Annotated in this window: 26 protein-coding genes; 17 read left to right on the top strand and 9 right to left on the bottom strand. The window is 54.1% G+C overall.

Annotated features, from left to right (window positions below):
• The first annotated feature begins 3 nt into the window (after nt 1–3).
• Nucleotides 4–510, top strand: coding sequence for an ethanolamine utilization microcompartment protein EutK (eutK, locus tag QQZ17_RS24450; protein ID WP_152403053.1), 507 nt, complete (start codon nt 4–6; stop codon nt 508–510).
• A gap of 47 nt (nt 511–557) precedes the next feature.
• The gene (gene eutR / locus QQZ17_RS24445; protein WP_042999892.1) at nt 558–1610 is read left to right on the top strand and encodes an HTH-type transcriptional regulator EutR; all 1053 of its coding nucleotides are present in this window, start codon (nt 558–560) and stop codon (nt 1608–1610) included.
• 131 nt (nt 1611–1741) lie between these two features.
• On the opposite strand, the gene hemF is transcribed toward eutR, so the two are convergent.
• The gene (hemF, locus tag QQZ17_RS24440; RefSeq protein ID WP_152403055.1) at nt 1742–2641 is read right to left on the bottom strand and encodes an oxygen-dependent coproporphyrinogen oxidase; all 900 of its coding nucleotides are present in this window, start codon (nt 2639–2641) and stop codon (nt 1742–1744) included.
• Nucleotides 2642–2643: 2 nt separating this feature from the next.
• Nucleotides 2644–3510 (bottom strand): N-acetylmuramoyl-L-alanine amidase AmiA, encoded by an 867-nt coding sequence (amiA, locus tag QQZ17_RS24435; RefSeq protein WP_152403057.1) that lies wholly within the window; start codon nt 3508–3510, stop codon nt 2644–2646.
• Nucleotides 3511–3721: 211 nt separating this feature from the next.
• Between amiA and QQZ17_RS24430 the strand changes: the two genes are divergently transcribed.
• Entirely contained in the window at nt 3722–4147 is a 426-nt protein-coding gene (locus QQZ17_RS24430; RefSeq protein WP_042317665.1) for a GNAT family acetyltransferase, read from the top strand.
• 35 nt (nt 4148–4182) lie between these two features.
• On the opposite strand, the gene QQZ17_RS24425 is transcribed toward QQZ17_RS24430, so the two are convergent.
• Nucleotides 4183–5181 carry an alpha/beta hydrolase family protein gene (locus QQZ17_RS24425; protein ID WP_152403059.1) on the bottom strand — a complete coding sequence of 333 codons (999 nt, stop codon included), beginning with the start codon at nt 5179–5181 and terminating at the stop codon, nt 4183–4185.
• A 133-nt stretch (nt 5182–5314) separates the two neighbouring features.
• Between QQZ17_RS24425 and QQZ17_RS24420 the strand changes: the two genes are divergently transcribed.
• The 12 genes from QQZ17_RS24420 to cysM all read left to right on the top strand — a co-directional run bounded on the left by QQZ17_RS24420 (nt 5315) and on the right by cysM (nt 18684).
• Nucleotides 5315–5752, top strand: a complete 438-nt coding sequence (locus tag QQZ17_RS24420) for a DUF2919 domain-containing protein (RefSeq protein WP_152403061.1) — start codon at nt 5315–5317, stop codon at nt 5750–5752.
• Nucleotides 5753–5812: 60 nt separating this feature from the next.
• A complete protein-coding gene (locus tag QQZ17_RS24415; RefSeq protein ID WP_152403063.1) occupies nt 5813–6388 on the top strand; it encodes an RpoE-regulated lipoprotein in 576 nt (191 codons plus the stop codon).
• A gap of 95 nt (nt 6389–6483) precedes the next feature.
• Nucleotides 6484–7383 (top strand): porphyrinogen peroxidase, encoded by a 900-nt coding sequence (yfeX, locus tag QQZ17_RS24410; protein WP_152406279.1) that lies wholly within the window; start codon nt 6484–6486, stop codon nt 7381–7383.
• Between the two features lie 305 nt (nt 7384–7688).
• Nucleotides 7689–8480 carry an SDR family oxidoreductase UcpA gene (gene ucpA, locus QQZ17_RS24405; RefSeq protein WP_152403065.1) on the top strand — a complete coding sequence of 264 codons (792 nt, stop codon included), beginning with the start codon at nt 7689–7691 and terminating at the stop codon, nt 8478–8480.
• 155 nt (nt 8481–8635) lie between these two features.
• Entirely contained in the window at nt 8636–9652 is a 1017-nt protein-coding gene (gene cysP / locus QQZ17_RS24400; protein WP_152403067.1) for a thiosulfate/sulfate ABC transporter substrate-binding protein CysP, read from the top strand.
• The gene (gene cysT / locus QQZ17_RS24395; RefSeq protein ID WP_152403069.1) at nt 9652–10485 is read left to right on the top strand and encodes a sulfate/thiosulfate ABC transporter permease CysT; all 834 of its coding nucleotides are present in this window, start codon (nt 9652–9654) and stop codon (nt 10483–10485) included. The genes cysP and cysT overlap by 1 nt, the downstream gene beginning before the upstream one ends.
• Complete coding sequence (gene cysW / locus QQZ17_RS24390) at nt 10485–11360, top strand: sulfate/thiosulfate ABC transporter permease CysW (protein ID WP_152403072.1); 876 nt, start codon at nt 10485–10487, stop codon at nt 11358–11360. The genes cysT and cysW overlap by 1 nt, the downstream gene beginning before the upstream one ends.
• Nucleotides 11350–12453, top strand: a complete 1104-nt coding sequence (gene cysA / locus QQZ17_RS24385) for a sulfate/thiosulfate ABC transporter ATP-binding protein CysA (protein ID WP_152403073.1) — start codon at nt 11350–11352, stop codon at nt 12451–12453. Before cysW ends, cysA begins: the two co-directional genes overlap by 11 nt.
• Nucleotides 12454–12683: 230 nt before the next feature.
• A complete protein-coding gene (locus QQZ17_RS24380; RefSeq protein ID WP_152403075.1) occupies nt 12684–13544 on the top strand; it encodes a helix-turn-helix domain-containing protein in 861 nt (286 codons plus the stop codon).
• A 147-nt stretch (nt 13545–13691) separates the two neighbouring features.
• Nucleotides 13692–14996 carry an MFS transporter gene (locus QQZ17_RS24375; RefSeq protein WP_152403077.1) on the top strand — a complete coding sequence of 435 codons (1305 nt, stop codon included), beginning with the start codon at nt 13692–13694 and terminating at the stop codon, nt 14994–14996.
• Nucleotides 14997–15021: 25 nt separating this feature from the next.
• Nucleotides 15022–17703: a glycoside hydrolase family 78 protein gene (locus tag QQZ17_RS24370; RefSeq protein WP_152403079.1), complete on the top strand. Its 2682-nt coding sequence runs from the start codon at nt 15022–15024 to the stop codon at nt 17701–17703.
• Nucleotides 17704–17772: 69 nt separating this feature from the next.
• The gene (gene cysM, locus QQZ17_RS24365; RefSeq protein ID WP_152403081.1) at nt 17773–18684 is read left to right on the top strand and encodes a cysteine synthase CysM; all 912 of its coding nucleotides are present in this window, start codon (nt 17773–17775) and stop codon (nt 18682–18684) included.
• A gap of 37 nt (nt 18685–18721) precedes the next feature.
• Here the strand turns inward: cysM and QQZ17_RS24360 are convergent, their stop codons facing one another.
• Both QQZ17_RS24360 and ptsJ read right to left on the bottom strand, forming a co-directional pair.
• A complete protein-coding gene (locus QQZ17_RS24360) occupies nt 18722–19438 on the bottom strand; it encodes a type 1 glutamine amidotransferase (protein WP_152403083.1) in 717 nt (238 codons plus the stop codon).
• A gap of 12 nt (nt 19439–19450) precedes the next feature.
• Entirely contained in the window at nt 19451–20746 is a 1296-nt protein-coding gene (ptsJ, locus tag QQZ17_RS24355) for a MocR-like B6 salvage transcription factor PtsJ (RefSeq protein ID WP_152403085.1), read from the bottom strand.
• 82 nt (nt 20747–20828) lie between these two features.
• Between ptsJ and pdxK the strand changes: the two genes are divergently transcribed.
• Together pdxK and QQZ17_RS24345 are read left to right on the top strand one after the other, a co-directional pair.
• Nucleotides 20829–21695: a pyridoxine/pyridoxal/pyridoxamine kinase gene (gene pdxK, locus QQZ17_RS24350; protein WP_152403087.1), complete on the top strand. Its 867-nt coding sequence runs from the start codon at nt 20829–20831 to the stop codon at nt 21693–21695.
• The gene (locus tag QQZ17_RS24345) at nt 21692–21931 is read left to right on the top strand and encodes a cytoplasmic protein (RefSeq protein ID WP_152403088.1); all 240 of its coding nucleotides are present in this window, start codon (nt 21692–21694) and stop codon (nt 21929–21931) included. The genes pdxK and QQZ17_RS24345 overlap by 4 nt, the downstream gene beginning before the upstream one ends.
• A 623-nt stretch (nt 21932–22554) precedes the next feature.
• Here the strand turns inward: QQZ17_RS24345 and crr are convergent.
• The 4 genes from crr to cysK form a co-directional block, all read right to left on the bottom strand.
• Nucleotides 22555–23064, bottom strand: a complete 510-nt coding sequence (gene crr, locus QQZ17_RS24340; protein ID WP_000522253.1) for a PTS glucose transporter subunit IIA — start codon at nt 23062–23064, stop codon at nt 22555–22557.
• Nucleotides 23065–23104: 40 nt separating this feature from the next.
• A complete protein-coding gene (gene ptsI, locus QQZ17_RS24335; protein ID WP_152403090.1) occupies nt 23105–24832 on the bottom strand; it encodes a phosphoenolpyruvate-protein phosphotransferase PtsI in 1728 nt (575 codons plus the stop codon).
• A 46-nt stretch (nt 24833–24878) separates the two neighbouring features.
• Nucleotides 24879–25136 carry a phosphocarrier protein Hpr gene (gene ptsH, locus QQZ17_RS24330; RefSeq protein ID WP_000487600.1) on the bottom strand — a complete coding sequence of 86 codons (258 nt, stop codon included), beginning with the start codon at nt 25134–25136 and terminating at the stop codon, nt 24879–24881.
• A 382-nt stretch (nt 25137–25518) separates the two neighbouring features.
• The gene (gene cysK, locus QQZ17_RS24325) at nt 25519–26490 is read right to left on the bottom strand and encodes a cysteine synthase A (protein WP_046483505.1); all 972 of its coding nucleotides are present in this window, start codon (nt 26488–26490) and stop codon (nt 25519–25521) included.
• Nucleotides 26491–26534 lie beyond the last annotated feature (44 nt).

Genomic DNA, 26534 nt, shown 5'->3' with positions numbered 1-26534 from the left:
TCGATGATCAATGCACTGGGGTTACTGGAAGTGGAGGGCATGGTTGCCGCCGTTGACGCGGCGGATGCCATGCTGAAAGCCGCCAACGTCAACCTGCTGAGCCATGAAGTGCTTGACCCGGGCAAGGTGACGCTGGTGGTGGAAGGCGATCTGGCGGCGTGCCGCGCGGCGCTGGATGCCGGAAGCGCCGCGGCGCAGCGGACAGGTCGCGTCATCAGCCGCAAAGAAATTGGTCGGCCAGAAGACGACACCCAGTGGCTGATCGGCGGATTTAAGCGTGCGTCGAAACCCCCTGAGCAGAAGAAAGCGCCGAAGCCTGAAGCGCCTGCACGGTCTGAGTACGCCGACGCGCTGTTGGCACAGCTCGCCACAGTGCGTCAGGGCATGACGGCAGGAGAAGTCGCCGCGCACTTTGGCTGGCCGCTTGAAGAGGCCAGAAACGCGCTGGAACAGCTCTTTACTGACGGGGCGTTGCGTAAACGCAGTAGTCGCTATCGCTTAAAAAATTAACCTGTCGGAGGGCCGGGCGTCTTACCAGGCGTCCGGCATAAAAGATCATGAAAAAGACCCGTTCAGCCAGTTTGCACCATCTTTATCATGAAGCGTTACCCGAAGACGTTAAACTCACGCCAAAGGTTGAAGTGGATAACGTTCACCAGCGGCGGACCACGGATGTTTATGAGCACGCCCTGACGATCACCGCCTGGCAGCAGATTTACGATCAGCTGCATCCGGGGAAATTTCATGGCGAATTCACGGAAATCCTGCTCGATGACATTCAGGTTTTTCGCGAATACACCGGGCTGGCGCTGCGTCAGTCTTGCCTGGTATGGCCGAACTCGTTCTGGTTTGGCATTCCGGCCACGCGAGGGGAGCAGGGATTTATTGGCGCGCAGTGTCTTGGCAGCGCCGAGATTGCTACCCGCCCGGGCGGTACGGAGTTCGAGCTGAGCACGCCGGATGATTACACGATCCTCGGGGTAGTTATCTCAGAAGATGTGATTTCCCGTCAGGCACAGTTTTTACATAATCCGGAAAGGGTGCTGCATATGCTGCGCAACCAGTCGGCGCTGGAGGTCAAAGAGCAGCACAAGGCGGCGCTGTGGGGCTTCGTCCAGCAGGCGCTGGCGACCTTTAGCGAGAACCCGGAGAATCTTCATCAACCCGCAGTGCGTAAGGTGCTGGGGGATAATCTGCTGTTGGCGATGGGGATGATGCTGGAGGACGCGCATCCCATCAACTCGGCGGAAAGTATCAGCCATCAGGGCTACCGCAAACTGCTCTCCCGGGCGCGGGAGTATGTGCTGGAAAATATGTCGGAGCCGTTGACGGTACTCGACCTCTGCAACCAGCTCCACGTCAGCCGTCGTACGTTGCAGAATGCATTTCACGCCATTTTAGGCATTGGGCCGAATGCGTGGCTGAAGCGGATCCGCCTGAATGCGGTGCGGCGAGAATTAATCAGCCCGTGGTCGCAGAGTACCACGGTCAAGGATGCGGCAATGCAGTGGGGGTTCTGGCATTTAGGGCAGTTCGCCACCGACTACCAGCAACTGTTCGCCGAGAAGCCGTCGCTGACGTTGCACCAGCGAATGCGCCAGTGGATGTAGTGGCGTGCCTGATGGCGCTTCGCTTATCAGGCCTACAAAGCCGGACCCCGTAGTGCCTGATGGCGCTTCGCTTATCCGGCCTGTAAAGCCGGGCCCCGTAGGCCGGATAAGGCGAAGCCGCCATCCGGCAATCACACCCACTCGCGTACCTGAATAAAATCGTGCAGGGCAGCCTCCGGGCTGTCGGCGTCCGGCTGCCAGTCATATTCCCAGCGCACCAGCGGCGGCATTGACATCAGAATGGATTCGGTGCGCCCGCCGGTTTGTAGCCCGAACAGGGTGCCGCGATCCCATACCAGATTAAACTCCACGTAACGACCACGACGATAGAGCTGGAAGTTACGCTCACGTTCACCCCAGCTCATCGCCTGGCGGCGCTCAACGATCGGCAGATACGCCTCGGTATAACCTTGACCAACGGCCTGCATGAAGGCAAAACAGCGGTCAAAATCTGGCGTGTTCAGATCGTCGAAAAAGAGCCCGCCGATGCCGCGCTGCTCGTTGCGATGTTTGAGGAAGAAATAGTCGTCGCACCACTTTTTGTAACGCGGATAGACATCGTCGCCAAACGGCTGGCACACATCGCGCGCGGTGCGATGCCAGTGAACGGCATCTTCTTCAAAGCCGTAGTAGGGCGTTAAGTCGAAGCCGCCACCAAACCACCAGACCGGATCGGCACCCGGCTTTTCGGCAATAAAAAAACGGACGTTGGCATGGCTGGTAGGAATATAAGGGTTGAGGGGATGCACGACCAGCGAGACGCCCATCGCTTCAAAACGGCGTCCCGCCAGTTCCGGGCGATGCGCGGTGGCTGACGCTGGCATAGCGTCACCGTGTACGTGCGAAAAATTGACCCCCGCCTGTTCGAAGATACCGCCGTTACGCAGCACCCGACTGCGTCCGCCGCCGCCCGCGTCACGCTGCCAGCTATCCTCAATAAACTCTGCGCCGTCAATGGCGGTGAGTTGCTGGCAAATGGCATCCTGCAGGTTCAGCAGGAACTGTTTTACGCGTAGAGCATCGGGTTTCATGATTAACGTTTCTTCGAGTGTGCTTTCTGATTATCAAACCAGTGGAAATAGCTGATCACGCCGTTGGCGATGGCGGTGGCAATCTTCTGGCGAAACGCCGTGGTGCCCAGCAGTCGCTCTTCTTCCGGGTTGGTGATGAACGACGTTTCCACCAATACCGAGGGGATTGACGGTGATTTTAGCACCACAAACGCCGCCTGTTCCGTATTGCGACTGTGCAATTTATGTACGGGTTTGATCTTCCTGAGAATATGCGAACCCAGCGTCAGGCTGTTTTTGATGGTATCCGTCTGCACCAGGTCAAATAACACCTGTTGCAACAGGTGATCTTTGTCGGTCGCTTTCTTGCCTGCTGCTTCGTCGGCGCGGTTTTCGCGATCGGAAAGGTATTTCGCCATGGCGCTACTGGCTCCGCGATTAGAGAGGGCAAACACCGACGCGCCCGCCGCGCTGGGATTGGTAAAGCCGTCGGCGTGGATCGACATAAATAGATCCGCGCCGTGCTTATGGGCGATTTCAACGCGATCGTACAGGGGGATAAAGGTGTCGCCCGAACGCGTCAGGCGGCAATCGATCCCCTGACTGCGTAAAATAGAACGCACATTTTTCGCAATCGCCAGCACGACGTGCTTTTCTTTGGAGCCGTTGCGGCCAATAGCGCCGGTGTCGATACCGCCGTGTCCGGGGTCCAGCACGACAATGCGCTTGCCGCCCGATTTTTTCGTGGGCTGACTGTGACCATTGCTGGTTTTCAGTGGGGCTTCTTTGGCTGTGGCGTTCGACATCCCTGTTAATGTCAGCGCCGCCAGTCCGGCTTTCAGCACCTGGCGGCGCGATGTGAGAGTTTTTAGCGGTTTAAAAGTGCTCATACGGCCTGAGTTGTAAAAAAAATAATCCTGATGTTATATCGTATCGCGTAATCCGTTACGACGCTTGATGTTGAGAATTGTTTTACTTTTCATTTCAATACGTGACAATTCGCTATTATGCCATTTTTTCCGCCGTTTCGCGTCAGATATTGGCTAAATCAGTTGTTCACGCCATAATCATTATTTTTAAGGCTAAAAGGGTCTCAATACCATGGAGATACGCGTTTTTCGCCAGGAAGATTTCGAAGAGGTGATCACCCTCTGGGAGCGCTGCGATTTGCTGCGGCCGTGGAATGACCCGGAAATGGATATCGAGCGGAAGGTGAATCATGACGTCAGCCTGTTTCTCGTCGCGGAAGTGAACGGGGAAGTCGTGGGGACGGTGATGGGCGGTTACGACGGCCATCGCGGGTCGGCCTATTATCTCGGCGTGCATCCGGAATTTCGCGGTCGCGGCATCGCCAATGCGCTGCTTAACCGACTCGAGAAGAAACTCATTGCGCGCGGTTGCCCGAAGATTCAGATCATGGTGCGTGAAGATAACGATGTCGTGCTGGGGATGTATGAGCGACTCGGCTATGAGCATTCCGACGTGCTGTGTCTGGGAAAACGCTTGATCGAAGATGAAGAATACTGATTCCCCTGCCGCGTATCGGGACAGGGGATAATTGATTAACGTGCAACGCGGCTGGCGATTTGCGCGATATCATCTTCACTGAAAGAGATATTACAATCCTTGCCTGTATCCTGGAGGATTTTCTGGGCGATCATTTCAGTCACTGGCGCGATGATATTAAAATGATCGGCTTGAGGTATTTTGTGGATTTCGATGGGTATGTTGTCTTTCCTGGCTAGCTTCGCAATGTTATCGAACGCAGACCAGTAGCTCTCCTCTCCTTCAAAATACCATGTGGGCTTCTTAATCGAGGTAATAAACGTTGCTGGCGAACGTAAACGGTATTCTTGATCCGTTTGTTCAAACGGCACGGGCACCATCATTTTTCCTCCTTCTACCCGGGCCTTCAAATCAGGGATTGCACCAAGGCTGAAGTAGGCGCGAAATTTGTTACCATATTCGCTGGAGAGTAAAACGCGGGTGCCGCCAGTACTGTGTCCCGCCAGATAGATGCGCTCCGGATCGACCCATGACTGCTTTGCTAACCAATCATAAGCTGCTTCGATATCATCAAGCTCACCGTAGAACATCTCATAACTGCCGGGATTATGGTCTTCGCCGCGAAAGCTGGGCACCATCTCAACTAGCCCAGCTTTGCGAAATGCGCTGCCGCTCTGGTCGTTATTTCTTTCCTGCGGTTCCCAGAAATAATCACTGTCGCTCAGTCCGCCATAGCCGCCGTGTACCCAGATAACCGCCGGGTGCTGCTTTCCATCTTTCGGATCGGGCGTGACATAAGCCGACATGTTTCCCGATTTTGTCGGGTAGTGTGTCAGCACATAAGCGTCTGCCGGGGCTGTCAGCAGGTCGCCTGAATCCGTAAAACTGCTTTGTATAATATGGGTAGTAAAATTGCTGCGTGCATCGCGAAGTGACTGGCGACTGACGGTGATCTGATGGCCGGTATCCGGGATCTCAATAACGTCATCGGCCTGGTTACAGGAAATGGTTGAAAATAATATTCCTGTAAGCAGACCATAGCGGAAAAAAAGCATGTACAACTCCCTGTCATAGAAAAATATCAGGATAATATAGATTAACTCTGTCAGAGAAAGACAGACTGTAACCGGACAAAGAGCATCCGAATTAGTTAAGATGCATAACGCTATTTTATTGCCAGGGATACGAATGTATTTTCCTTCAGATTATGATCGTAATGGGGTACTGAAGTTACCCTTTTTATTCTGGTTTGTGCTGCTGCTCCAGGCGCGAACCTGGGTGCTGTTTGTGATCGCGGGTTCCTCTCGCGAGCAGGGCACCACGCTGCTAAATCTGTTTTATCCCGATCACGACAACTTTTGGCTGGGACTGCTGCCCGGCATTCCGGCGGTGCTGGCGTTTTTGCTGAGCGGGCGACGTTACTCCTTTGTGCGTCTGTGGCATGCGTTGCGACCGCTGCTGATCGCGGCTCAGGTGGCGCTACTCTGCTGGCAGCCCGTGCTGTGGTTAAATGGCTCCCCTGTCAATGGCGTAGGTCTGGCGCTGGTGGTGGCGGATATCGTGGCGCTTTTGTGGCTATTGACCAACCGACGGCTGCGCGCCTGTTTTGCTCTGGAAAAAGAATAACGGAACTTTTTGCTGAAGCCGGACTCCAGGTAACGTTGAATATTAATGAAAGGAAGTGAGATGAAATCGCTGCGTATCTTGTTATGTGCCATGCCGCTGGCGCTGACCGGCTGTTCGACGCTGTCGTCGGTAAACTGGTCTGCCGCTAATCCGTGGAACTGGTTTGGTTCATCGACAGAAGTGACCGAGCAGGGCGTTGGTGCACTCACGGCGTCGACGCCGCTGGATGAGCAGGCTATTGCCGATGCGCTGGACGGCGACTATCGCCTGCGTAGCGGCATGAAAACCGAGAACGGCAATGTGGTGCGCTTTTTCGAAGCCATAAACGGTGACAAGGTGGCGATGGTCATCCACGGCGAGCAGGGTCACATCAGCCGCATTGATGTCCTGGATAGCGAAATTCCTTCCGAGGCCGGTGTTGAGGTTGGCGCACCGTTTAGCGACCTCTACAGCAAAGCGTTTGGCCATTGTCAGCCTGCCGCCGGTGACGATCCTGGTACCGTGGAATGCAAAGCCGAAGGCAGCCAACATATTAGCTATCTCTTTACCGGTGAATGGAAGGGACCGGAAGGATTAATGCCGCCGGACGATACGCTGAAAGTGTGGAAAGTGAGCAAAATTATCTGGCGTCGTTAATTTGCGTCTGAACAAACCCTCGAGCGTAAAAAGAGGGTAAAATAACGCCCATCAATGCCACGATTGCGTGGCATTCTCATTTTTCAGGAGGAATGATGTCTCAGGTTCAGAGTGGCATTTTGCCAGAACATTGCCGTGCGGCGATTTGGATTGAAGCGAATGTGAAAGGCGACGTTGACGCCCTGCGTGGGGCCAGCAAAGCGTTCGCCGATAAACTGGCGACCTTCGAAGCGAAATTCCCTGACGCTCATCTGGGCGCGGTTGTGGCGTTCGGCAACAAAACCTGGCGCGCCCTGAGCGGCGGGGTCGGGGCTGAAGAGCTGAAAGACTTCATCCCTTATGGTAAAGGTCTGGCTCCGGCCACGCAGTACGACGTGTTGATCCACATTCTTTCTCTTCGTCACGATGTCAACTTCTCTGTCGCCCAGGCGGCCATGGAAGCCTTTGGCGACTGCATTGAGGTACAAGAAGAGATCCATGGTTTCCGCTGGGTGGAAGAGCGTGACCTCAGCGGCTTTGTCGACGGCACAGAAAACCCGGCAGGTGAAGAAACGCGCCGCGACGTGGCGGTTATCAAAGACGGTGTGGATGCTGGCGGCAGCTACGTTTTTGTTCAGCGCTGGGAACACAATCTGAAGCAGCTCAATCGTATGAGCATTCACGATCAGGAGATGATGATCGGGCGTACCAAAGAAGCCAACGAAGAGATCGATGGCGACTCCCGTCCGGCCACATCGCACCTGAGCCGTGTGGATCTGAAAGAAGACGGTAAAGGGTTGAAAATTGTTCGCCAGAGCTTGCCATACGGGACGGCCAGCGGCACTCACGGTCTCTATTTCTGTGCTTACTGTGCGCGTTTGCACAATATCGAACAACAATTGCTGAGCATGTTTGGCGACACCGACGGCAAGCGTGACGCCATGCTGCGCTTCACCAAGCCGGTGACCGGCGGATATTACTTTGCGCCGTCGCTGGATCGTTTGCTGGCGCTGTAATGTTTGCCGGATGGCGGCTTTGCCTTATCCGGCCTACAAATACTACAAGTACAACGTCTGTTCCTGGCGCGCCGCGTAGGCCTGATAAGCGTAGCGCCATCAGGCGCGAATGCGTTGTTGTGCCGGATGATGGCTTCGCCTTATCCGGCACAACAGTGAAAAATACCAATCCCCGCCTTGGCGGGGATTATTTTTACCTAAGATTTACCTTAATTAGTGAGCTGTTACTCAGCACTTATCTGTTTTTACTGTATTTTCAGTGTTAATGGAGTGTGAGACTCCATTTTCACAAGGAGAGCATTGAAATGGGTAAACTCACGGGCAAAACAGCATTGATTACGGGCGCATCACAGGGCATTGGCGAAGGCATCGCCAAAGTATTTGCACGTCATGGCGCGAACTTAATCTTGCTGGATATCTCCGATGAGATTGAAAAGCTGGCCGATGAACTGGGTGGCCGCGGGCATCGCTGTACCGCAGTGATTGCGGATGTGACCAATCCCGCGTCTGTAGCAGCGGCGCTGAAGAAAGCGAAAGCGGTGGAAGGCCGCATCGACATTCTGGTCAACAATGCGGGCGTTTGCCGTCTGGGAAGCTTCCTCGACATGAGTGACGAAGACCGCGACTTCCACATTGATGTGAACATCAAAGGCGTCTGGAACGTGACCAAAGCCGTTCTGCCGGAGATGATCAAGCGTAAGGACGGGCGCATCGTGATGATGTCATCGGTTACCGGTGATATGGTGGCCGATCCGGGGGAAACCGCCTATGCGTTATCGAAAGCGGCAATCGTGGGACTGACCAAATCGTTGGCGGTTGAGTATGCCCAGGCGGGGATTCGCGTGAATGCGATTTGCCCGGGCTACGTGCGTACTCCGATGGCGGAAAGCATTGCGCAGCAGTCAAATCCCGCCGATCCGGAATCGGTACTGAGCGAAATGGCGAAGGCTATTCCGCTACGCCGACTGGCCTGTCCGCTGGAAGTGGGTGAACTGGCGGCCTTTCTCGCGTCCGATGAATCCAGCTATCTCACGGGCACGCAAAACGTGATTGATGGCGGCAGTACGCTGCCGGAGACCGTCAGCATCGGGGTCTGACGACCGCATAGCCCCTTCTGACACTCAGGAGGGGTTTTCTCTTATTCCCTTTTCAACTTTCAAATCAGCAAACGGTATATAAAACCGTTACTCCTTTCACACTCGTTATAAATATTATGGCTATTAGAAAGTCATCAAATTTATAAGGGTGCGCAATGGCCGTTAACTTACTGAAAAAAAGATATCTGACGCTGATGGCGTCGCTGTTACTGGTCGGTCAGGCGCAGGCGACGGAGCTATTGAACAGCTCGTATGACGTCTCCCGAGAACTGTTTGCCGCCCTCAACCCGCCGTTTGAACAGCAGTGGGCGAAAGATAACGGTGGCGATAAGCTGACCATTAAGCAGTCGCACGCGGGCTCCTCAAAGCAGGCGCTGGCGATTTTGCAGGGGCTGAAAGCCGACGTCGTGACCTACAACCAGGTGACTGACGTGCAGATCCTGCATGACAAAGGCAAGCTGATCCCGGCCGACTGGCAAAGTCGTCTGCCGAACAACAGTTCACCGTTCTACTCCACGATGGGATTCCTGGTACGTAAAGGCAACCCGAAGAACATCCATGACTGGAACGACCTTGTCCGCACTGACGTGAAACTGATCTTCCCGAATCCGAAAACGTCTGGTAACGCGCGTTACACATATCTGGCAGCATGGGGTGCAGCTGATAAAGCGGACGGCGGCGATAAAGCCAAAACCGAACAGTTCATGACGCAGTTCCTGAAAAACGTCGAAGTGTTTGATACCGGCGGTCGCGGCGCCACCACCACGTTTGCCGAACGCGGACTGGGCGATGTACTGATAAGCTTCGAGTCTGAAGTGAACAACATTCGCAAACAGTATGAAGCGCAGGGTTTTGAAGTCGTTATCCCGAAAACCAATATTCTGGCCGAGTTCCCGGTCGCCTGGGTGGATAAAAACGTCCAGGCTAACGGCACCGAGAAAGCGGCGAAAGCCTACCTGAACTGGCTATACAGCCCGCAGGCGCAAACCATCATCACGGACTACTACTATCGCGTGAACAACCCGGAAGTGATGGACAAGCTGAAAGACAAATTCCCGCAGACTGAACTGTTCCGCGTGGAAGATAAATTTGGCTCCTGGCCTGAGGTGATGAAAACCCATTTCACCAGCGGTGGTGAACTGGACAAACTGTTGGCGGCGGGGCGTAAGTAATGTTTGCAGTCTCCTCCCGACGCGTGCTGCCCGGCTTTACCTTAAGTCTGGGCACCAGTCTGCTGTTTGTTTGCCTGATTTTGCTGCTGCCGCTCAGTGCGCTGGTGATGCAACTGGCGCAGATGAGCTGGGCGCAATACTGGGAGGTGATCACCAATCCGCAGGTGGTCGCCGCCTATAAGGTGACGCTGCTGTCGGCGTTTGTGGCGTCGATTTTTAACGGCGTGTTTGGCCTGCTGATGGCGTGGATCTTAACCCGTTATCGTTTCCCGGGGCGGACGCTGCTGGATGCGCTGATGGATCTACCGTTTGCCCTGCCAACGGCAGTCGCAGGTCTGACGCTGGCCTCGTTGTTTTCCGTTAACGGTTTCTACGGCGAATGGCTGGCGAAGTTTGATATCAAGGTGACGTACACCTGGCTCGGCATCGCGGTGGCGATGGCGTTCACCAGTATTCCGTTCGTGGTGCGTACCGTGCAACCGGTGCTGGAAGAGTTAGGCCCGGAATACGAAGAAGCGGCGGAAACGCTGGGGGCCACGCGGCTGCAAAGCTTTCGCAAAGTGATACTGCCGGAACTGTCTCCGGCGCTGGTGGCGGGTATCGCGCTGTCGTTTACCCGCAGCCTCGGCGAGTTCGGCGCGGTGATTTTTATCGCCGGCAACATCGCCTGGAAAACGGAAGTCACCTCGCTGATGATTTTTGTCCGTTTGCAGGAGTTTGATTATCCTGCCGCCAGCGCCATTGCTTCAGTGATCCTCGCAGCATCGTTGCTGCTGCTGTTTTCGATTAACACCCTGCAAAGTCGCTTTGGCCGACGTGTGGTAGGTCACTAATGGCGGAAGTTACTCAATTGAAGCGTTATGACGCCCCCCGCATTAACTGGGGAAAATGGTTTCTGATTGGCACTGGCATGCTGGTGTCGGCATTCATCCTGCTGGTGCCGATGATCTACATCTTCGTCCAGGCGTTCAGCAAAGGGTTGCTGCCCGTGCTACAGAATCTGGCCGATCCGGATATGCTACATGCCATCTGGCTGACGGTGATGATCGCCCTGATTGCGGTGCCGGTGAACCTGGTGTTTGGCATTCTGCTGGCCTGGCTGGTGACCCGTTTTAACTTTCCAGGACGCCAGTTATTGCTGACGCTGCTGGATATTCCCTTCGCCGTCTCGCCGGTGGTAGCGGGGCTGGTATATCTGCTGTTCTACGGCTCCAATGGTCCGCTGGGCGGCTGGCTGGACGAGCATAACCTGCAAATAATGTTCTCCTGGCCGGGGATGGTGCTGGTCACTATCTTCGTCACCTGTCCATTTGTGGTACGTGAGCTGGTGCCGGTGATGCTCAGCCAGGGCAGCCAGGAGGATGAAGCGGCGATTTTACTGGGCGCATCCGGCTGGCAGATGTTCCGTCGCGTGACGTTACCGAACATCCGCTGGGCGCTGCTGTATGGCGTGGTGCTGACCAACGCCCGTGCGATTGGCGAGTTTGGCGCGGTGTCGGTAGTGTCCGGCTCGATTCGCGGCGAAACCCTGTCGCTGCCGTTACAGATTGAATTACTGGAGCAGGACTACAACACCGTCGGCTCTTTTACCGCCGCCGCGCTGCTAACGCTGATGGCGATTGTTACCCTGTTTTTGAAGAGCATGTTGCAATGGCGCCTGGAAAATCAGGAAAAACGCGCGCAACAGGAGGAAAATCATGAGCATTGAGATTGCCAATATTAAGAAGTCTTTTGGTCGCACCCAGGTGCTGAACGATATCTCACTGGATATTCCTTCAGGTCAGATGGTTGCCTTGCTGGGGCCGTCCGGTTCCGGTAAAACCACGTTGCTGCGTATTATTGCCGGGCTGGAGCATCAGTCCAGCGGCCATATTCGCTTTCACGGTACCGACGTCAGCCGCCTGCATGCCCGCGAACGTAAAGTCGGTTTTGTGTTCCAGCACTATGCGCTGTTCCGCCATATGACCGTATTCGACAATATCGCCTTTGGCCTGAACGTCCTGCCGCGTCGTGAACGCCCCAATGCGGCAGCGATCAAAGCGAAAGTGATGAAACTGCTGGAGATGGTGCAACTGGCACACCTGGCGGATCGCTTCCCGGCACAGCTTTCAGGGGGGCAAAAACAGCGTGTCGCTCTGGCCCGTGCCTTAGCCGTTGAACCACAAATTCTGCTGCTGGATGAACCGTTCGGCGCCCTTGATGCGCAGGTGCGTAAAGAGCTGCGTCGCTGGTTGCGTCAACTGCATGAAGAGCTGAAATTCACCAGCGTTTTTGTGACACACGACCAGGAGGAGGCCACCGAAGTGGCAGACCGCGTGGTGGTGATGAGCCAGGGCAATATTGAACAGGCCGATGCGCCGGATCAGGTCTGGCGTGAACCGGCGACCCGCTTTGTGCTGGAATTTATGGGCGAAGTTAATCGTCTGCAGGGCACGATTCGCGGCGGACAGTTCCATGTTGGCGCGCACCGCTGGCCGTTGGGCTATACGCCTGCGTATCAGGGGCCGGTGGATCTGTTCCTGCGTCCGTGGGAAGTCGACATTAGCCGCCGTACCAGTCTGGATTCGCCGTTGCCGGTACAGGTTATCGAAGCCAGCCCGAAGGGGCACTACACCCAGTTAATCGTGCAGCCGCTCGGGTGGTATCACGAACCGCTAACGGTGGTCATGCAGGGGGATGATGCCCCGGTGCGCGGCGAACGTCTGTTTGTCGGCCTGCAAAACGCGCGGTTGTATAACGGTGAGCAGCGTATTGAAGGTATTGTGCAGTTTGAACGTGAACTGTTTGAACAATCAGCTTAATCATTTCGATCTTCTCTTTTAAAGGCTCACCCGGTGGGCCTTTTTTATTTTATAGCCTCTTCTCCCTCACGAATTATTAAGAAAACTGACGATAATGTCACAGAGAGTTACGCATCAGTGCCATTTTTGCGTAATGACTTGGCATCGCTATTACTGTCTAATAAAACGATATCGCAAGGATATCATGTCTGTTAAATGTAAGGATATAAGCTGCGTCTCTTGGGGGAGTAATGGTTGATATCAAACAGTGTGAAGATTTTTTCCCCTCAGATGCTCATGCGTTTTGTGTTTTTATGCTAAACAACCAGTCAATGGCTGATTTGCACGGACATGAGTTTGATGAGCTGGTGATTGTGCGTGGCGGTAGTGGTTTTCATATTGTTAACGATCATGCTGAGATGATCCGTCGCGGTGATTTCTTTTTGGTGACAGCGAATGACGTCCATTATTATGAGTCAACCAGTGAACTTTGTCTTATTAATATTTTAATTCATCGGGGGCGTAATTTTAAATACATTAAAAATATCGATGATATGATTGATGCACTCAGTATTAGCACTCATCCTTTTAATGATAATTATCAGCCCCTGGTCGATGAAGTGTTGGATTCGGTAGTGATGCTGGCAGAAAGCATCAGCCAGCGCCGGGATGACGCTTTTGATGCGCTCTACTTTTCTGGTACGGAATCTTCATTTTTGAAAATATTAACCATTCTGTGCCAGTGTGTGATGGAATACAAAGGAATACCTATTGAAAGCAAAGGGAAATTTTATCTTCTGGATCAGGTCAGGCAAAAGTATGCGCAGGAGATCAACTGGAAAAGCGTCTGCGAAGAGAGCGGTATTGCCTTACGCACGCTGTACCGTTTTTTTCATGAAATGACCGGGCAAACCCCCGAGAAATTTCAACAGGTGTACCGTCTGTTAAAAGCACAAGAGTTATTGAGAACCACTGATATTCCTGTGAGTCGGATTGCGACATCGTGCGGGTTTTCTAATCCTACGCGTTTAACCGAGGCTTATCGCCGCTATTTTCGGCGCACGCCTTCGCGGGAACGACAGATGAGTTTATCTGTTCAGTCTGATTCATAATGATTTAACTGATTTTTGCCAGTAATGACTTAAAGGCGTTCAGACTTTGAGTTGGCTGACTTTTGTCTGGGGTAACGAGAGTGATATTCAGCATTTTTCATTCAGGAGTCTGTTTATTCGTTAATTAACATAAATGGAGTAACTATAATGCCTGAGATAAAAAAGCAGAATCCCTGGTATATTGGTGTGGTATCAGGGATGGCCTCATATATTGATTCTGCAGCCATTGTCTCTAATGGTACTGCGCTGGTTATTTATCAAAAATCGCTGGGAACGACATCCGCTGAAATTGGCACGCTTTCTGGTGTATTGACATTGTGTATAGCACTGGGCGCTTTTTTTGGTGGTCGCCTTGGAGATTATTACGGACGACGTACCGTTTTTATTATCACCATGGCAATGGTTCTGACGGGTTCTTTATTATTAGCCTTTGGTCCGAGCTTCACGTTACTACTGGTCGGCACTATTTTTGTCGGGCTGGCAACCGGGGCCGATCTGCCCGTCTCTCTGGCCACTATCTCAGAGGCGGCTTCAGATAAGAATCGGGGCAAAATTATCGGTCTGTCGAATTTACTCTGGTTTGCCGGTATTTGCTCGACCATGGCGCTTTCTGCCCTGATCGGTGGTTGGGGGAAGCCTGGCGCGCAAATTCTTTATATGCATGTTGGCGTTGTCGCCGCGCTTCTGCTGATCTTGCGGTGGTCTTTGCCGGAGTCGCCCATGTGGTTGATCGCGCGTAAAGAGCGACTAAGCGGAAAAGCGACGGTGCGGGCGCAAAAGAATTCTTATGCGGATTTGCTTCGCGGAAAGTACCTGTGGCCCTTTGTAGCACTCTGCCTGTTCTATATGTTCACCAATCTTGCGGCTAATACCGGCGGCCAATTTGGGGCTTACGTGGCGGTGAATGTGGTGGGAATCACAGTTGAAAAGAACGCACTGTGGAATTTACTGCTGATGCCCGTGGGGATGGTATCTGGGCTGCTGTTTATGAAGATGGTGGACACTGAAAAAAGGATGCGGGTGTTCATTATCGGCGCCTGCTTTTTTGCCGGGGGCTTCTTTATGCCGGTATTGCTGCAATTTTCGCCGGTGTCGTGGTTCTGCTGTCTGCTGTTCACCGCGATTGGCAGCGGGATGGCGTTTGAAGGGATTATGAAGGTCTGGTCGCAGGAATCTTTCCCGACCATGCTGCGCGCCACGGCGCAGGGCGCGATTGTCGGCCTTGCGCGGCTGACCTGCGGCGTGCTGGCCTTTGTCACGCCGGTGCTGCTCGATGCAGGCCCGATTGTTCTCTACACCATCCTTTCCGCCGTTGTGGCTTCAGGCATGTTAATTGGCTGGTTTTGTTTTCATGGCAAATCACGCAATGAGTTTTTGAGTGAGTCAGAGACGATTCAGGAAGCCACCTCACAAACTATGCCGGTCCCCGTGCGTACCTCTGTCCCCCATTAATGTTATCCGCAAGGAGAATTGAATCATGCTGTCAGTCAGTCAACTTACTTTGAATGGAGAAACGGCGTTAACCGGCGTGGATAGGCTGCCGCTTATCGGCTGGAAGATGCAGAGTACGCAACGCAACGTTTTGCAGCGTTCATGGCACTTGCAGTGCAGTACCCGGACTGATTTTTCAACGCTGGCTTTTGATAGCGGTGTTGTGAATAGCGAGACGTCGAATAATATCGAATTGAACGAATTCACGCTTCGGCCTTCTACGCGCTATTTTCTGCGGGTGCGTATTACCGCCAACAACGGCGAACGCAGCGAGTGGAGTCCGATGGCACAGTTCGTCACGGGGCTACTGGATTTACCCTGGAAAGGGACCTTTATCTCAGCGGAAACGCTGCAGGACAAGGCGAACTCAAAAGCCACACTGCTGCGAAAAGTCTTTTCAGTGACGGCTGAAAAGAAGGTGGCTAGCGCTTATGTGCATGCCACGGCATTAGGCATTTATCAGCTCTTTCTGAATGGGCAGCGAGTGGGAACGGATGAACTCACGCCGGGCTGGACCAGCTATCGGTACCACCTTTTGTACCAGACGTACGATATTACGGGGTTGTTGAACAGCGGGGAGAACGTAGTTGGTGCAGAGCTTGGGGCGGGCTGGTTCAAAGGGGATATGGGGTTCAGTCGCCACCGCAACTACTACGGGGAGCAGACGGCGTTATTGTGCCAACTGATGATTGAGTATGAAGACGGGTCTCAGCAGAGCGTGGTCAGCGACCTGTCATGGTGCGGCAGCGATTCTGCACGCCAGTTTGCCGAAATCTACGATGGTGAACGCTATGATGCCTCTCTGAATCGACAGGGCTGGCAGCAGCCGGACTTCAATGATTCGGCCTGGCGCAACGTTTCTGTGATTCCCTGGGAGAAAAACGCTCTGGTTGCCCAGGGTGCGGGCACCATCAAACAGATCGAACGTCTTCCTGTTGCTGCACTGATTGTGACGCCCCAGGGCGACAATGTGCTGGATTTCGGCCAGAACATGAGCGGTTGGGTGGAATTCCGTGTGAGGGGCAAGCCCGGTGACAACGTGGTGTTGCGTCATTTTGAGACGCTCGACGCCTGCGGCAATGTCTATCTCGACAATTTACGCAGCGCGAAGCAGCTTGTGGAATATACATTGAGCGGTGAGGGGGAAGAAGTCTGGCATCCTCGTTTTAGCTGGCAGGGATTCCGTTATGTGAAGGTTGAGGCGTACCCGGGCGAGCTCAACCCGAACAATTTTACCGCCATTGTCATTCATTCTGCGATGCAGGCAACCGGGCAGTTTGCCTGCTCAAATCCGGACCTGAATCAGCTTCACCACAATATTCTTTGGGGGTTGAAAAGCAATTTCGTCGATGTACCGACCGATTGTCCGCAGCGCGATGAACGTCTGGGCTGGACGGGCGACGCGCAAATCTTCTGTCGTACGGCCAGCTATCTGATGCAAACCCGCACCTTTTTTGCCAAATGGCTGACGGATCTGAAGTATGACCAGACGCCAGAAGGCGGGGTGCCGCATGTGATCCCGGATATTCTGACCGGGCATTGCAGTCAGGATAAATTCCTCGCAGAAGGTGGAACGCACTCAGCGACAGGCTGGGCGGATGCCGCCGTGATCAATCCGTGGACGATGTATCTGATGTATGGCGACAAGCGCATCCTGCAAAATCAGTATGCCAGCATGAAAGGTTGGGTCGATTTTATGCAGGCCCATGCTGACAATGATATCTGGCGCTATAAGCTACAGTTTGGTGACTGGGTGGCGCTGGATGCGCAGGAAGGCAGCTACTTCGGCGCCACGCCGGAAGACCTGCTGTGTACAGCCTGGTATGCCTTGTCGACGTCATTGTTTGCTAAGACGGCAGAGGTGTTGGGCCACGAAGACGATCATCGATATTACAGCGCACTACAGGCCAGAATTGTGAAACGCTTCCATGCGCGTTTCTTCACGCCAGAAGGCAATCTGACGGCGCAGACGCAAACGGCGCACATTGTCGCGCTTTGTTTCGATCTGACGCCCGTAACCCTTCGTCAGCGCGTGGCGGACAGGTTAGTCGCGTTGCTCAATGAGCACGACGGGCATCTGGTGACAGGTTTTCTGGGTACACCGTATTTCTGCCATGCGCTAAGTCAGAATGGTCGGGCAAAAGAAGCCTGGGCGCTGTTGCTGAAAGACGACTTCCCGTCCTGGTTGTATCAGGTGAAAGCCGGGGCGACGACGGTGTGGGAACATTGGGATGGCATCAAGCCAGACGGTTCCATGTGGAGTGCGGACATGAACTCATTTAATCATTACGCCTACGGCGCAGTGGGCGAATGGTTGTATCGAACTGTCGCAGGGATTGAGGCTGATGAATCAGCGCCTGGCTTTAAGCATGTGATGATTTCGCCTCTGCCCGGTGGCCAACTGAGCTGGGTTCAGGCAACCTATGAATCAATTTACGGTGAGATTGCCGTAAAATGGCAGGCTATCAATGGCAAGGTTGCCATGACTTTCCGCATTCCGGCGAATACCACTGCAACGGTGAAATTGCAGGCGGTAAAAGAGATCGAAAATTCAGACGGACTGGCATTTCGTCGCTCAGACGCGGGCTGGTCTGCGACGGCAGGTTCTGGTGAGTACCGTATCGACTATTTACCCGATGATTCAGTAGACCTGACTTTCACAGACTGATAGCTTTATTGCATCCTGATGTTGCCGGGTGACGCTCCGCTTACCCGGCATTTTTATTGGAATGCAGAAGTGACGACATTAGAAAACACCATTGGCAATACTCCTTTAGTCAAGCTCCAGCGCCTGACGCCGGACAACGGCAGTGAAATCTGGGTCAAACTGGAAGGTAATAACCCGGCAGGATCGGTGAAAGATCGCGCCGCGTTATCGATGATTGTTGAAGCGGAAAAACGCGGCGAGATTAAACCTGGCGACGTGTTAATTGAGGCCACCAGCGGGAACACCGGCATTGCGCTGGCCATGATTGCCGCGTTGAAGGGCTATCGCATGAAGCTGCTGATGCCGGACAACATGAGTCAGGAGCGTCGTGCGGCGATGCGCGCCTACGGTGCTGAGCTGGTTCTGGTCACCAAAGAGCAGGGGATGGAAGGAGCGCGTGATTTAGCGCTGGAAATGGCCCAGCGCGGCGAAGGTAAGCTGCTGGACCAGTTCAACAACCCTGATAACCCGTACGCGCACTACACCACCACAGGGCCGGAAATCTGGCAGCAAACGTCCGGACGCCTCACCCATTTTGTCTCCAGTATGGGGACTACCGGCACCATCACCGGGGTTTCCCGCTTTCTGCGCGAGCAGGCCAGCGCGGTCACCATTGTGGGGCTGCAACCGGAAGAGGGCAGCAGTATTCCGGGGATTCGCCGCTGGCCAGCGGAATACATGCCGGGCATTTTTAACGCTCAGCTTGTCGACCAGGTCGTGGATATTCACCAGCGGGAAGCGGAGAACACCATGCGTGAACTGGCCGTGCGTGAAGGGATCTTCTGTGGCGTCAGTTCAGGCGGTGCAGTCGCTGGCGCGATACGCATTGCGAAAGTGAATCCAGGCGCGGTGGTGGTGGCGATTATTTGCGATCGCGGCGATCGTTATCTCTCTACCGGTGTGTTTGGCGAAGAGCACTTCAGCCAGGGCGCAGGGATTTAATCATCTGCCTGGCCCGGCCCTGGCCGGGCTATGTGGACTAACTCTGGCGTTTTTTCACCAGCAGATCCAGGAACTGCCAGAGCTTTTCATTCATCTCCCGGTAATCCCATTCGCGCATTTCCGCATTCGAGCGAATAAAACGCTTCCCTTTGGCTTCTGCCAGCTCCTGTTCAGAGTGCTGGATCAGCCCTTCCACCGCCTCGGCGGTAAATTCCATGTGGCACTGGAAGCCATAGACGAAATTGCCGTACTGCACTATCTGCCGTGGACACCCAACGCTTGCGGCAAGTACCGTTGCTTGATCGGTAAGCCCTGGCATGTCGTTGTGCCAGTGACCGACGGTGAGCGGAGATCCGAAGTGGGCAAGCAGCGGATGCTGCTTGCCTGCTTCGCTCAGGGTGATGGGATAGTGACCAATCTCTTTCTCCGGGCTCTGGCAGACTCTGGCTCCCAGCGCCTCACCAATCAGCTGTGAGCCCAGGCAGATCCCGACCACAATACGACCCGCCGAGATGGCCTGGTTAATCAGATGCTGTTCGGCCAGAGAATCAAAGTAAGGGCACTCTGCGAGCGTGGTGCGGGGTGATTGTGGGCCGCCAAAAACGACCAGCATATCAAAGCCATCGGCGTTAGCCGGAACGGGTTCGCTGTCGTAGACGCGAGTCCAGGTGATGCTGTAGCCACGCGCTTCGGCCCACGGCAAATAAGCACCGGCCGATTCAAACGATTCGTGAATGATAAAATGGACGTGCACGGTGCTCTCCTGTTATTGGCCCAGCGCCTGATGAATGTGGGCGGCCAGGCGGTTGATGTCGTTGTCGTTGAGTGTGGAAAGGGTAATGCGCAGACCCTGTGCGGGCGTGTTGACGCCGAAGGCTTCGCCTTCACGCACCAGCCAGCCGAATTTCGCCAGCGCGAATGCGGTGTTCTGACTGGCTTCGGCGAGCGGTAGCCACAGGTTCAGGCCATCGCCGGGGAAAAAGTGGCTGATGCCTTTCGCGTGCAGCGCCTCAGCCAGTTTACGCTGTTGATCGGCATAAAACTGGCGGGTTTCCGTGAGGGTTTGCTGCCAGATGGGGTCTGCCAGACAGGCGTAAACCAGATCCTGCAAAATGTGGCTAACCCACTGACTGCCGGCGTTAAGGCGCAGGCGTAGCTTTGCCGAAGTAGCGGGATCGCTGGCGACAATGGCAAGACGCAGGTCCGGGCCCAGCGCTTTCGACATTGAGCGAACGACCGACCAGTGGAGCGTTTCTGCTGCAATCACCGGATGCCATGCGGAGGCTGAAAGTAGGGCAAAGTGGTCGTCAATAATCACCAGCACCTGCGGATATTGCGCAAGAATAGCCTGTAACGCGTCAGCGCGTGCGGCGCTTAAGCTGCATCCCGTCGGGTTGTGCGCCCGTGGCGTCACGATCACCGCGCGTGCACCTTTGCTCAGCGCCTGTTCGAGTCCTTCGGGGAGCATCCCTTCGCTATCGACGCTCACCGGGCTGGCGCTGAATCCGGCGTATCGCAGCATGTTGATGCTGCTTAAAAAACAAGGGTCCTCAACGACCACGCTATCGCCCGGCAGCAGATGGGCGCTCAGCAGGCGTTCAATGGCATCAATTGCGCCGCTGGTGATATCAATTTCGCCCGCAGTGGGAACGGCATTCTGCATCCACCGTGTCGCCCAGCGCGTTAGCTCCGGTGTTACCGGCGCGTCGCCGTACAGGCGGTGGCCGTGATGGAGAGTCGCAAAGTAGCGACTCAGGTCGGGTAGACGAGTCGGATCCGGATTCCCGCTGGAGAGGTCGTGCAGTGGTGTATGGAGGTCGCCGCCCTCCCACGCGATGGGCGTAGCGGCGCTTTTTATGACGGTACCGTTGCGGCCACGACTTTGCGCCAGTCCGGAAGTGACCAGGCGTTTGTAGGCCGCCGCGACGGTATTGCGATTGACGTTGAGCTGCGCGGCCAGTTCCCGCACCGGCGGCAGTGTTTCACCCGCAGACAACACGCCGCTGGTGACGTGCTGACGTATACTGTCAAAGATTTCGCTGGCGGTTTTTCCGTCGATCATTATTGACCTATGACAAAATGAATTTTAGCATATGACGATAATAGTGAGGCACCAGCCCGCTGTCCAGTGAGAGGAGAAGTCTATGGGGCAGGAGAGTGATATTCAATCAGTGCTCTTCGACGATAAGCATCGGGCGTTACAGACCGATATTGTCGCCGTTCAGTCACAGGTGGTGTATGGCAGCGTCGGCAACAGCATCGCTGTTCCTGCCATCAAAGCAAAGGGTTTGCGGGTGACGGCGGTGCCTACCGTCCTGTTCAGTAATACTCCGCACTATGACACGTTCTATGGGGGCGTGATTCCGGCTGACTGGTTCAGTGGCTATTTGCAGGCGCTCAATGAGCGTGATGCGCTGCGCGAGTTAAAGGCGGTGACGACCGGTTACATGGGTAGCGCGGAGCAAATTGCGCGACTGGCGCAGTGGCTGAAAACCGTGCGTGAATCGCATCCAGACGTCGCGGTTCTGGTCGATCCGGTGATTGGCGATATTGACAGCGGGATGTATGTGAAAGCCGAGATTCCGGATGCTTATCGCCGCCATCTGCTGCCGTTGGCGCAGGGGCTGACGCCGAATGTTTTTGAGCTGGAGATGCTCAGCGGCATGCCGTGCCGCACGCTGGAGGAGGCTGTCGTCGCGGCGAGATCGCTGCTGACCGACACGCTGAAGTGGATTGTGATCACCAGCGCGCCAGGACAGGACAGCGACACCATTACTGTGGCGGTGGTGACGGCGCAAACGCAGGATGTGATTGAACATCCGCGTGTAGAAACCGATCTGAAAGGGACCGGCGATCTGTTTTGTGCCGAGTTGATTAGCGGCATTGTGCTGGGAAAATCACTGACGCAGGCAACGCGACAGGCTGCGGAACGCGTGCTGGAGGTGATGACCTGGACGCAGCAATGCGGTTGTGACGAACTGATACTGCCTCCGGCAGGGGAGGCGCGATGAAGAGCTATCGGCTGGTGGTGCGCCAGCAGGGACGCATAGTAGGGCATTTTGAAACCAGCGGGCTGAATGCGCTGGAGGATGTTTGCGTGGCGCGCGCGATGTTTGGCATTACGGGCGGCTATCAGTGCGAACTGCTGGTTTCTGATTCAGAAAAGCGGATGCTGGAGAGCGGGCCGGAAGGGATGAAAATCCTGATGCGGGAAAAGTGTTATCGTCCGGTGACCTCGCCATTGTGACCGCAGCACCGATGCCGGATGGCGGCGCAAACGCCTTATCCGGCCTACAGGTCTAACTCCGTGGTGAAAAATCGCGTAGGCCTGATAAGCGCAGCACCGATGCCGGATGGCGGCGCAAACGCCTTATCCGGCCTACAGGTCTAACGCCGTGGTGAAAAGTTGCGTAGGCCTGATAAGCGCAGCGCCGATGCCGGATGGTGGCGCAAACGCCTTATCCGGCCTGGCGGTCCAACCCCGTGGTGAAAAGTCGCGTAGGCCTGATAAGCGCAGCACCGATGCCGGATGGCGGCGCAAACGCCTTATCCGGCCTACAGGTCTAACGCCGTGGTGAAAAGTCGCGTAGGCGCTGATAAGCGCAGCACCGATGCCGGATGGCGGCGCAAACGCCTTATCCGGCCTGGCGGTCCAACTCCGTGGTGAAAATCTCGTCGGCCTGATAAGCGCAGCACCGATACCGGATGGCGGCGCAAACGCCTTATCCGGCCTACAGGTCTAACTCCGTGGTGAAAAGTCGCGTAGGCCTGATAAGCGCAGCGCCATCAGGCAGGCCGGAAGCATCGTTGGTGGATGACGTGTATAAAAAAAATGGCGCCAGAAGGCGCCATTTTTTCCTGCGGCAAGAATTATTTCTTGATGCGGATAACCGGGGTTTCACCCACAGTCACGCTACCGGACAGTTTGATCAGTTCTTTGATTTCGTCCATGTTGGAGATAACAACCGGAGTCAGGGTAGACTTGGCTTTTTCTTCCAGCAGCGGCAGATCGAATTCAATAACCGGGTCACCCACTTTCACACGCTGGCCTTCTTCGGCGATGCGCTTAAAGCCTTCGCCTTTCAGCTCAACGGTGTCGATACCGAAGTGAACAAACAGTTCGATACCGCTATCGGATTCGATAGAGAACGCATGGTTGGTCTCAAAGATTTTGCCGATGGTACCGTCAACCGGTGCAACCATCTTGTTACCGGTTGGTTTGATAGCGATGCCATCACCCACGATTTTTTCAGCAAAAACGACATCCGGTACGTCTTCGATGTTGACGATCTCGCCAGAGAGCGGTGCAACAATCTCAATAGTTCCGGTGTCTTTCTTATCATCAGAAACCAGAGACTTCAGTTTATCGAACAAACCCATGATCTTCTCCTAAGCAGTAAATTGGGCCGCATCTCGTGGATTAGCAGATTGTTTTTTCTTCAATGAACTTGTTAACCAGCGTCATTAACTCGTCCGTTGTCGGTTGAGCAAGAGCCTGCTCTGCTAACACCTTCGCATCTTCGAAGTTCGTGTTACGGATAATCTTCTTAATGCGCGGGATAGAAATGGCGCTCATAGAGAATTCGTCCAGACCCATCCCCAGCAACAGAAGTGTAGCACGTTCGTCGCCTGCAAGCTCACCGCACATGCCAGTCCATTTACCTTCAGCATGAGAAGCATCAATAACTTGCTTGATAAGCGTCAGGACAGATGGTGACATTGGCTGGTAGAGATGTGAAATCATATCATTACCACGGTCAACTGCCAGGGTGTACTGCGTTAAATCATTGGTGCCGATACTAAAGAAATCAACTTCTTTGGCTAAATGACGAGCAATCGTTGCCGCAGCCGGTGTTTCCACCATCACGCCAATCTCAATGGTTTCGTCAAATGCTTTACCTTCGTCGCGCAGTTCCTGTTTGTAGATTTCGATCTCTTTGCGCAGTGCGCGAACTTCTTCAACAGAGATGATCATCGGGAACATAATGCGCAGTTTACCGAAAGCAGACGCGCGCAGGATAGCGCGAACCTGATCGCGCAGGATCTCTTTACGATCCATCGCGATACGCACGGCACGCCAGCCCAGGAACGGGTTCTCTTCTTTCGGGAAATTCATGTACGGCAGTTCTTTGTCGCCGCCGATGTCCATGGTACGCACGATCACGGCCTGGGAGCCACAGGCTTCAGCCACGGCTTTGTACGCCGCAAACTGTTCTTCTTCAGTCGGCAGCGCGTCGCGGTCCATAAACAGAAATTCAGTACGATACAGACCAACGCCTTCCGCACCATTGCGCTCTGCGCCTTCGACGTCACGCACGGTACCGATGTTGGCGCACACTTCAACCTGATGGCCATCCAGCGTGATTGCCGGCAGGTCTTTCAGTTTAGCCAGTTCCGCTTTTTCAGTGGCAACCTGCTCCTGAACGGCGCGCAGTTTTTCAATTTCTTCGTTGGTCGGGTTGACGTAAACCAGGTTGTTTACGGCATCCAGAATCAGATAGTCGTCGTTTTTCACCTGAGAGGTGACGCTACCGGTACCCACGATAGCCGGCAGTTCCAGAGAACGCGCCATGATAGAGGTGTGGGAGGTCCGGCCACCCGCGTCGGTAATGAAACCCAGCACCTTCTGCAGGTTCAGCTGTGCGGTTTCGGACGGGGTCAGATCAGCGGCAACCAAGATCACTTCGTCCTTGATTGCGCTCAGGTCGATAATTGCCAGCCCCAGGATGTTGCGCAGCAGGCGCTTACCGATATCACGTACGTCAGCCGCACGTTCTTTCAGGTATTCATCATCCAGTTCTTCCAGGGCAGTGGCCTGACCTTCGATAATTTCATGCGCAGCTGCGTCAGCCGTCATGTGTTTATCTTTAATCAGGGCTATGATTTCCTGCTCCAGCTCCTCATCTTCGAGCAGCATAATGTGCCCCTCGAAAATGGCTTCTTTTTCTTCACCGAACGTTTCACCAGCTTTCGTTTTGATCGCTTCTAACTGTGCAGATGCCTTGGCACGACCGCTCAGAAAACGTTCAACTTCCTGATCAACCTTGTCGGCAGAAATTTTTTTCCGGTCAATGACGATTTCGTCTTCTTTCAGCAAAAGTGCTTTGCCGAAAGCGATACCCGGGGATGCTAAAATGCCTGAAATCATAACCCTACCTTACTTGTGACTGATTTTTAAAAGAACCCGGAAAAACTTATTCCAGTTCCGCCATCAGCTTGACCAGATGTTCAACCGCTTTCTGCTCGTCTTCACCTTCTGCAGAGATAGTCACGACGGTACCCTGAGTCAGACCCAGAGTTTGCAGTTTAAACAGGCTTTTCGCGCTGGCGCTTTTGCCGTTGGAAGTCACAGTAATCTCAGAAGTGAAGCCTTTCGCTTCTTTAACAAACTGAGCAGCAGGGCGGGTGTGCAGACCGTTCGGAGCGGTAATGGTAACTTCTTGCTGGAACATTGTATTTCCCCAACTTATAGGTTTAGTGTTGTGGAACTAAAGTCTAGCCTGGCGGTTTGACTTTAGCCTGTATTGTTAGCGCCGGCGTAAACGGGCGCGACACACCAGGTGTTTTACGCAATCCGTTGCAGTCAACCTCTGGCCGCTGACGTTTCGCTCGTCATTAAACATTATGCCGCTAAATCAATACTTGAACCAAATCATAAAATCGATTCAGCCAGCAGTTTTCCTGTAACGATTAATTTCGCGCTTCAAAATAATTAATCAGGTTAAATACCAGACCTGGCGGGGTGAAGCAATGGCAGGTGGGGCTAAAGTTTGAAGCAGGCCACAAAAAAGCACCTGAAAAGGTGCTTTTTTACGCGTTTTTAACATGCTGGCATTACTGTTGCAATTCTTTCTCTGTGAAGAGATCGGCAAACAGTGCTGTGCTCAGATAACGCTCACCCGATGACGGTAGGATAACCACAATATTCTTGTTGGTAAAGGTTTCATCTTCCTGAAGTTTAAGTGCGGCAGCGACTGCGGCTCCTGAGGAGATACCGGCAAGAATGCCTTCTTCTTCCATCAGACGGCGAGCGGTGGAGATCGCCTCTTCGTTAGTGATGGCGACCACTTTATCGATCAGTTTCAGATCCAGGTTACCTGGAATAAAACCGGCACCAATACCCTGAATTTTGTGCGGACCTGGCTTCAGCTCTTCGCCAGCCAGCGCCTGAGCAATAACCGGGGAATCCGTCGGCTCAACGGCTACGGTAATCAGGTCGGCTTTGCCTTTGGTACCCTTAATATAGCGGGTGACGCCGGTCAGCGTACCGCCAGTACCCACGCCGGAGATAAAGACGTCAACCTGACCATCGGTATCTTCCCAGATTTCCGGGCCGGTGGTTTTTTCGTGAATTTCCGGGTTAGCCGGGTTGCTGAACTGCTGAAGCAGCAGATATTTCGCCGGATCGCTGGCGACAATTTCTTCTGCTTTCTGAATTGCGCCTTTCATACCTTTAGCGCCTTCGGTCAGCACCAGATTGGCACCCAGCGCTTTCAGCAGCTTGCGACGCTCGATACTCATGGTTTCGGGCATGGTCAGCGTCAGCTTATAGCCACGCGCAGCGGCGACATAGGCCAGTGCGATACCGGTGTTGCCGCTGGTAGGCTCAACCAGTTCGACGCCCGGTTTCAGCACGCCGCGTTTTTCAGCATCCCAAATCATATTGGCACCGATACGGCATTTCACGCTGAAGCTCGGGTTACGTGATTCCACCTTCGCCAGAATGCGTCCGTTACCGATACGGTTCAGTCGAACCAGCGGCGTATGACCGATAGTCAGCGAGTTGTCTTCAAAAATCTTACTCATGGCCTGTCCTTAACTGTATGAAATTGGGATACCTTCCCAGCATA

Origin of the sequence: Citrobacter sp. T1.2D-1 (assembly GCF_950098555.1) — a bacterium.
Classification (GTDB): domain Bacteria; phylum Pseudomonadota; class Gammaproteobacteria; order Enterobacterales; family Enterobacteriaceae; genus Citrobacter_A; species Citrobacter_A telavivensis.
Note: the sequence above shows the minus strand (reverse complement) of the source record. Positions and strands in the feature narration are given on the sequence as shown.

What these genes read in the sequence shown, in the direction of transcription:
- QQZ17_RS24425 (WP_152403059.1), bottom strand. Translation starts at nt 5,181, where the DNA reads ATGCTTTTTTTCCGCTATGGTCTGCTTACAGGAATATTATTTTCAACC.
- hemF (WP_152403055.1), bottom strand. Translation starts at nt 2,641, where the DNA reads ATGAAACCCGATGCTCTACGCGTAAAACAGTTCCTGCTGAACCTGCAG.
- yfeX (WP_152406279.1), top strand. Translation starts at nt 6,484, where the DNA reads ATGTCTCAGGTTCAGAGTGGCATTTTGCCAGAACATTGCCGTGCGGCG.
- crr (WP_000522253.1), bottom strand. Translation starts at nt 23,064, where the DNA reads ATGGGTTTGTTCGATAAACTGAAGTCTCTGGTTTCTGATGATAAGAAA.
- ucpA (WP_152403065.1), top strand. Translation starts at nt 7,689, where the DNA reads ATGGGTAAACTCACGGGCAAAACAGCATTGATTACGGGCGCATCACAG.
- ptsI (WP_152403090.1), bottom strand. Translation starts at nt 24,832, where the DNA reads ATGATTTCAGGCATTTTAGCATCCCCGGGTATCGCTTTCGGCAAAGCA.
- ptsJ (WP_152403085.1), bottom strand. Translation starts at nt 20,746, where the DNA reads ATGATCGACGGAAAAACCGCCAGCGAAATCTTTGACAGTATACGTCAG.
- QQZ17_RS24415 (WP_152403063.1), top strand. Translation starts at nt 5,813, where the DNA reads ATGAAATCGCTGCGTATCTTGTTATGTGCCATGCCGCTGGCGCTGACC.
- cysT (WP_152403069.1), top strand. Translation starts at nt 9,652, where the DNA reads ATGTTTGCAGTCTCCTCCCGACGCGTGCTGCCCGGCTTTACCTTAAGT.
- cysP (WP_152403067.1), top strand. Translation starts at nt 8,636, where the DNA reads ATGGCCGTTAACTTACTGAAAAAAAGATATCTGACGCTGATGGCGTCG.
- QQZ17_RS24375 (WP_152403077.1), top strand. Translation starts at nt 13,692, where the DNA reads ATGCCTGAGATAAAAAAGCAGAATCCCTGGTATATTGGTGTGGTATCA.
- QQZ17_RS24420 (WP_152403061.1), top strand. Translation starts at nt 5,315, where the DNA reads ATGTATTTTCCTTCAGATTATGATCGTAATGGGGTACTGAAGTTACCC.
- eutR (WP_042999892.1), top strand. Translation starts at nt 558, where the DNA reads ATGAAAAAGACCCGTTCAGCCAGTTTGCACCATCTTTATCATGAAGCG.
- QQZ17_RS24370 (WP_152403079.1), top strand. Translation starts at nt 15,022, where the DNA reads ATGCTGTCAGTCAGTCAACTTACTTTGAATGGAGAAACGGCGTTAACC.
- QQZ17_RS24380 (WP_152403075.1), top strand. Translation starts at nt 12,684, where the DNA reads ATGGTTGATATCAAACAGTGTGAAGATTTTTTCCCCTCAGATGCTCAT.
- eutK (WP_152403053.1), top strand. Translation starts at nt 4, where the DNA reads ATGATCAATGCACTGGGGTTACTGGAAGTGGAGGGCATGGTTGCCGCC.
- pdxK (WP_152403087.1), top strand. Translation starts at nt 20,829, where the DNA reads ATGGGGCAGGAGAGTGATATTCAATCAGTGCTCTTCGACGATAAGCAT.
- cysA (WP_152403073.1), top strand. Translation starts at nt 11,350, where the DNA reads ATGAGCATTGAGATTGCCAATATTAAGAAGTCTTTTGGTCGCACCCAG.
- cysW (WP_152403072.1), top strand. Translation starts at nt 10,485, where the DNA reads ATGGCGGAAGTTACTCAATTGAAGCGTTATGACGCCCCCCGCATTAAC.
- ptsH (WP_000487600.1), bottom strand. Translation starts at nt 25,136, where the DNA reads ATGTTCCAGCAAGAAGTTACCATTACCGCTCCGAACGGTCTGCACACC.
- cysK (WP_046483505.1), bottom strand. Translation starts at nt 26,490, where the DNA reads ATGAGTAAGATTTTTGAAGACAACTCGCTGACTATCGGTCATACGCCG.
- QQZ17_RS24345 (WP_152403088.1), top strand. Translation starts at nt 21,692, where the DNA reads ATGAAGAGCTATCGGCTGGTGGTGCGCCAGCAGGGACGCATAGTAGGG.
- amiA (WP_152403057.1), bottom strand. Translation starts at nt 3,510, where the DNA reads ATGAGCACTTTTAAACCGCTAAAAACTCTCACATCGCGCCGCCAGGTG.
- QQZ17_RS24430 (WP_042317665.1), top strand. Translation starts at nt 3,722, where the DNA reads ATGGAGATACGCGTTTTTCGCCAGGAAGATTTCGAAGAGGTGATCACC.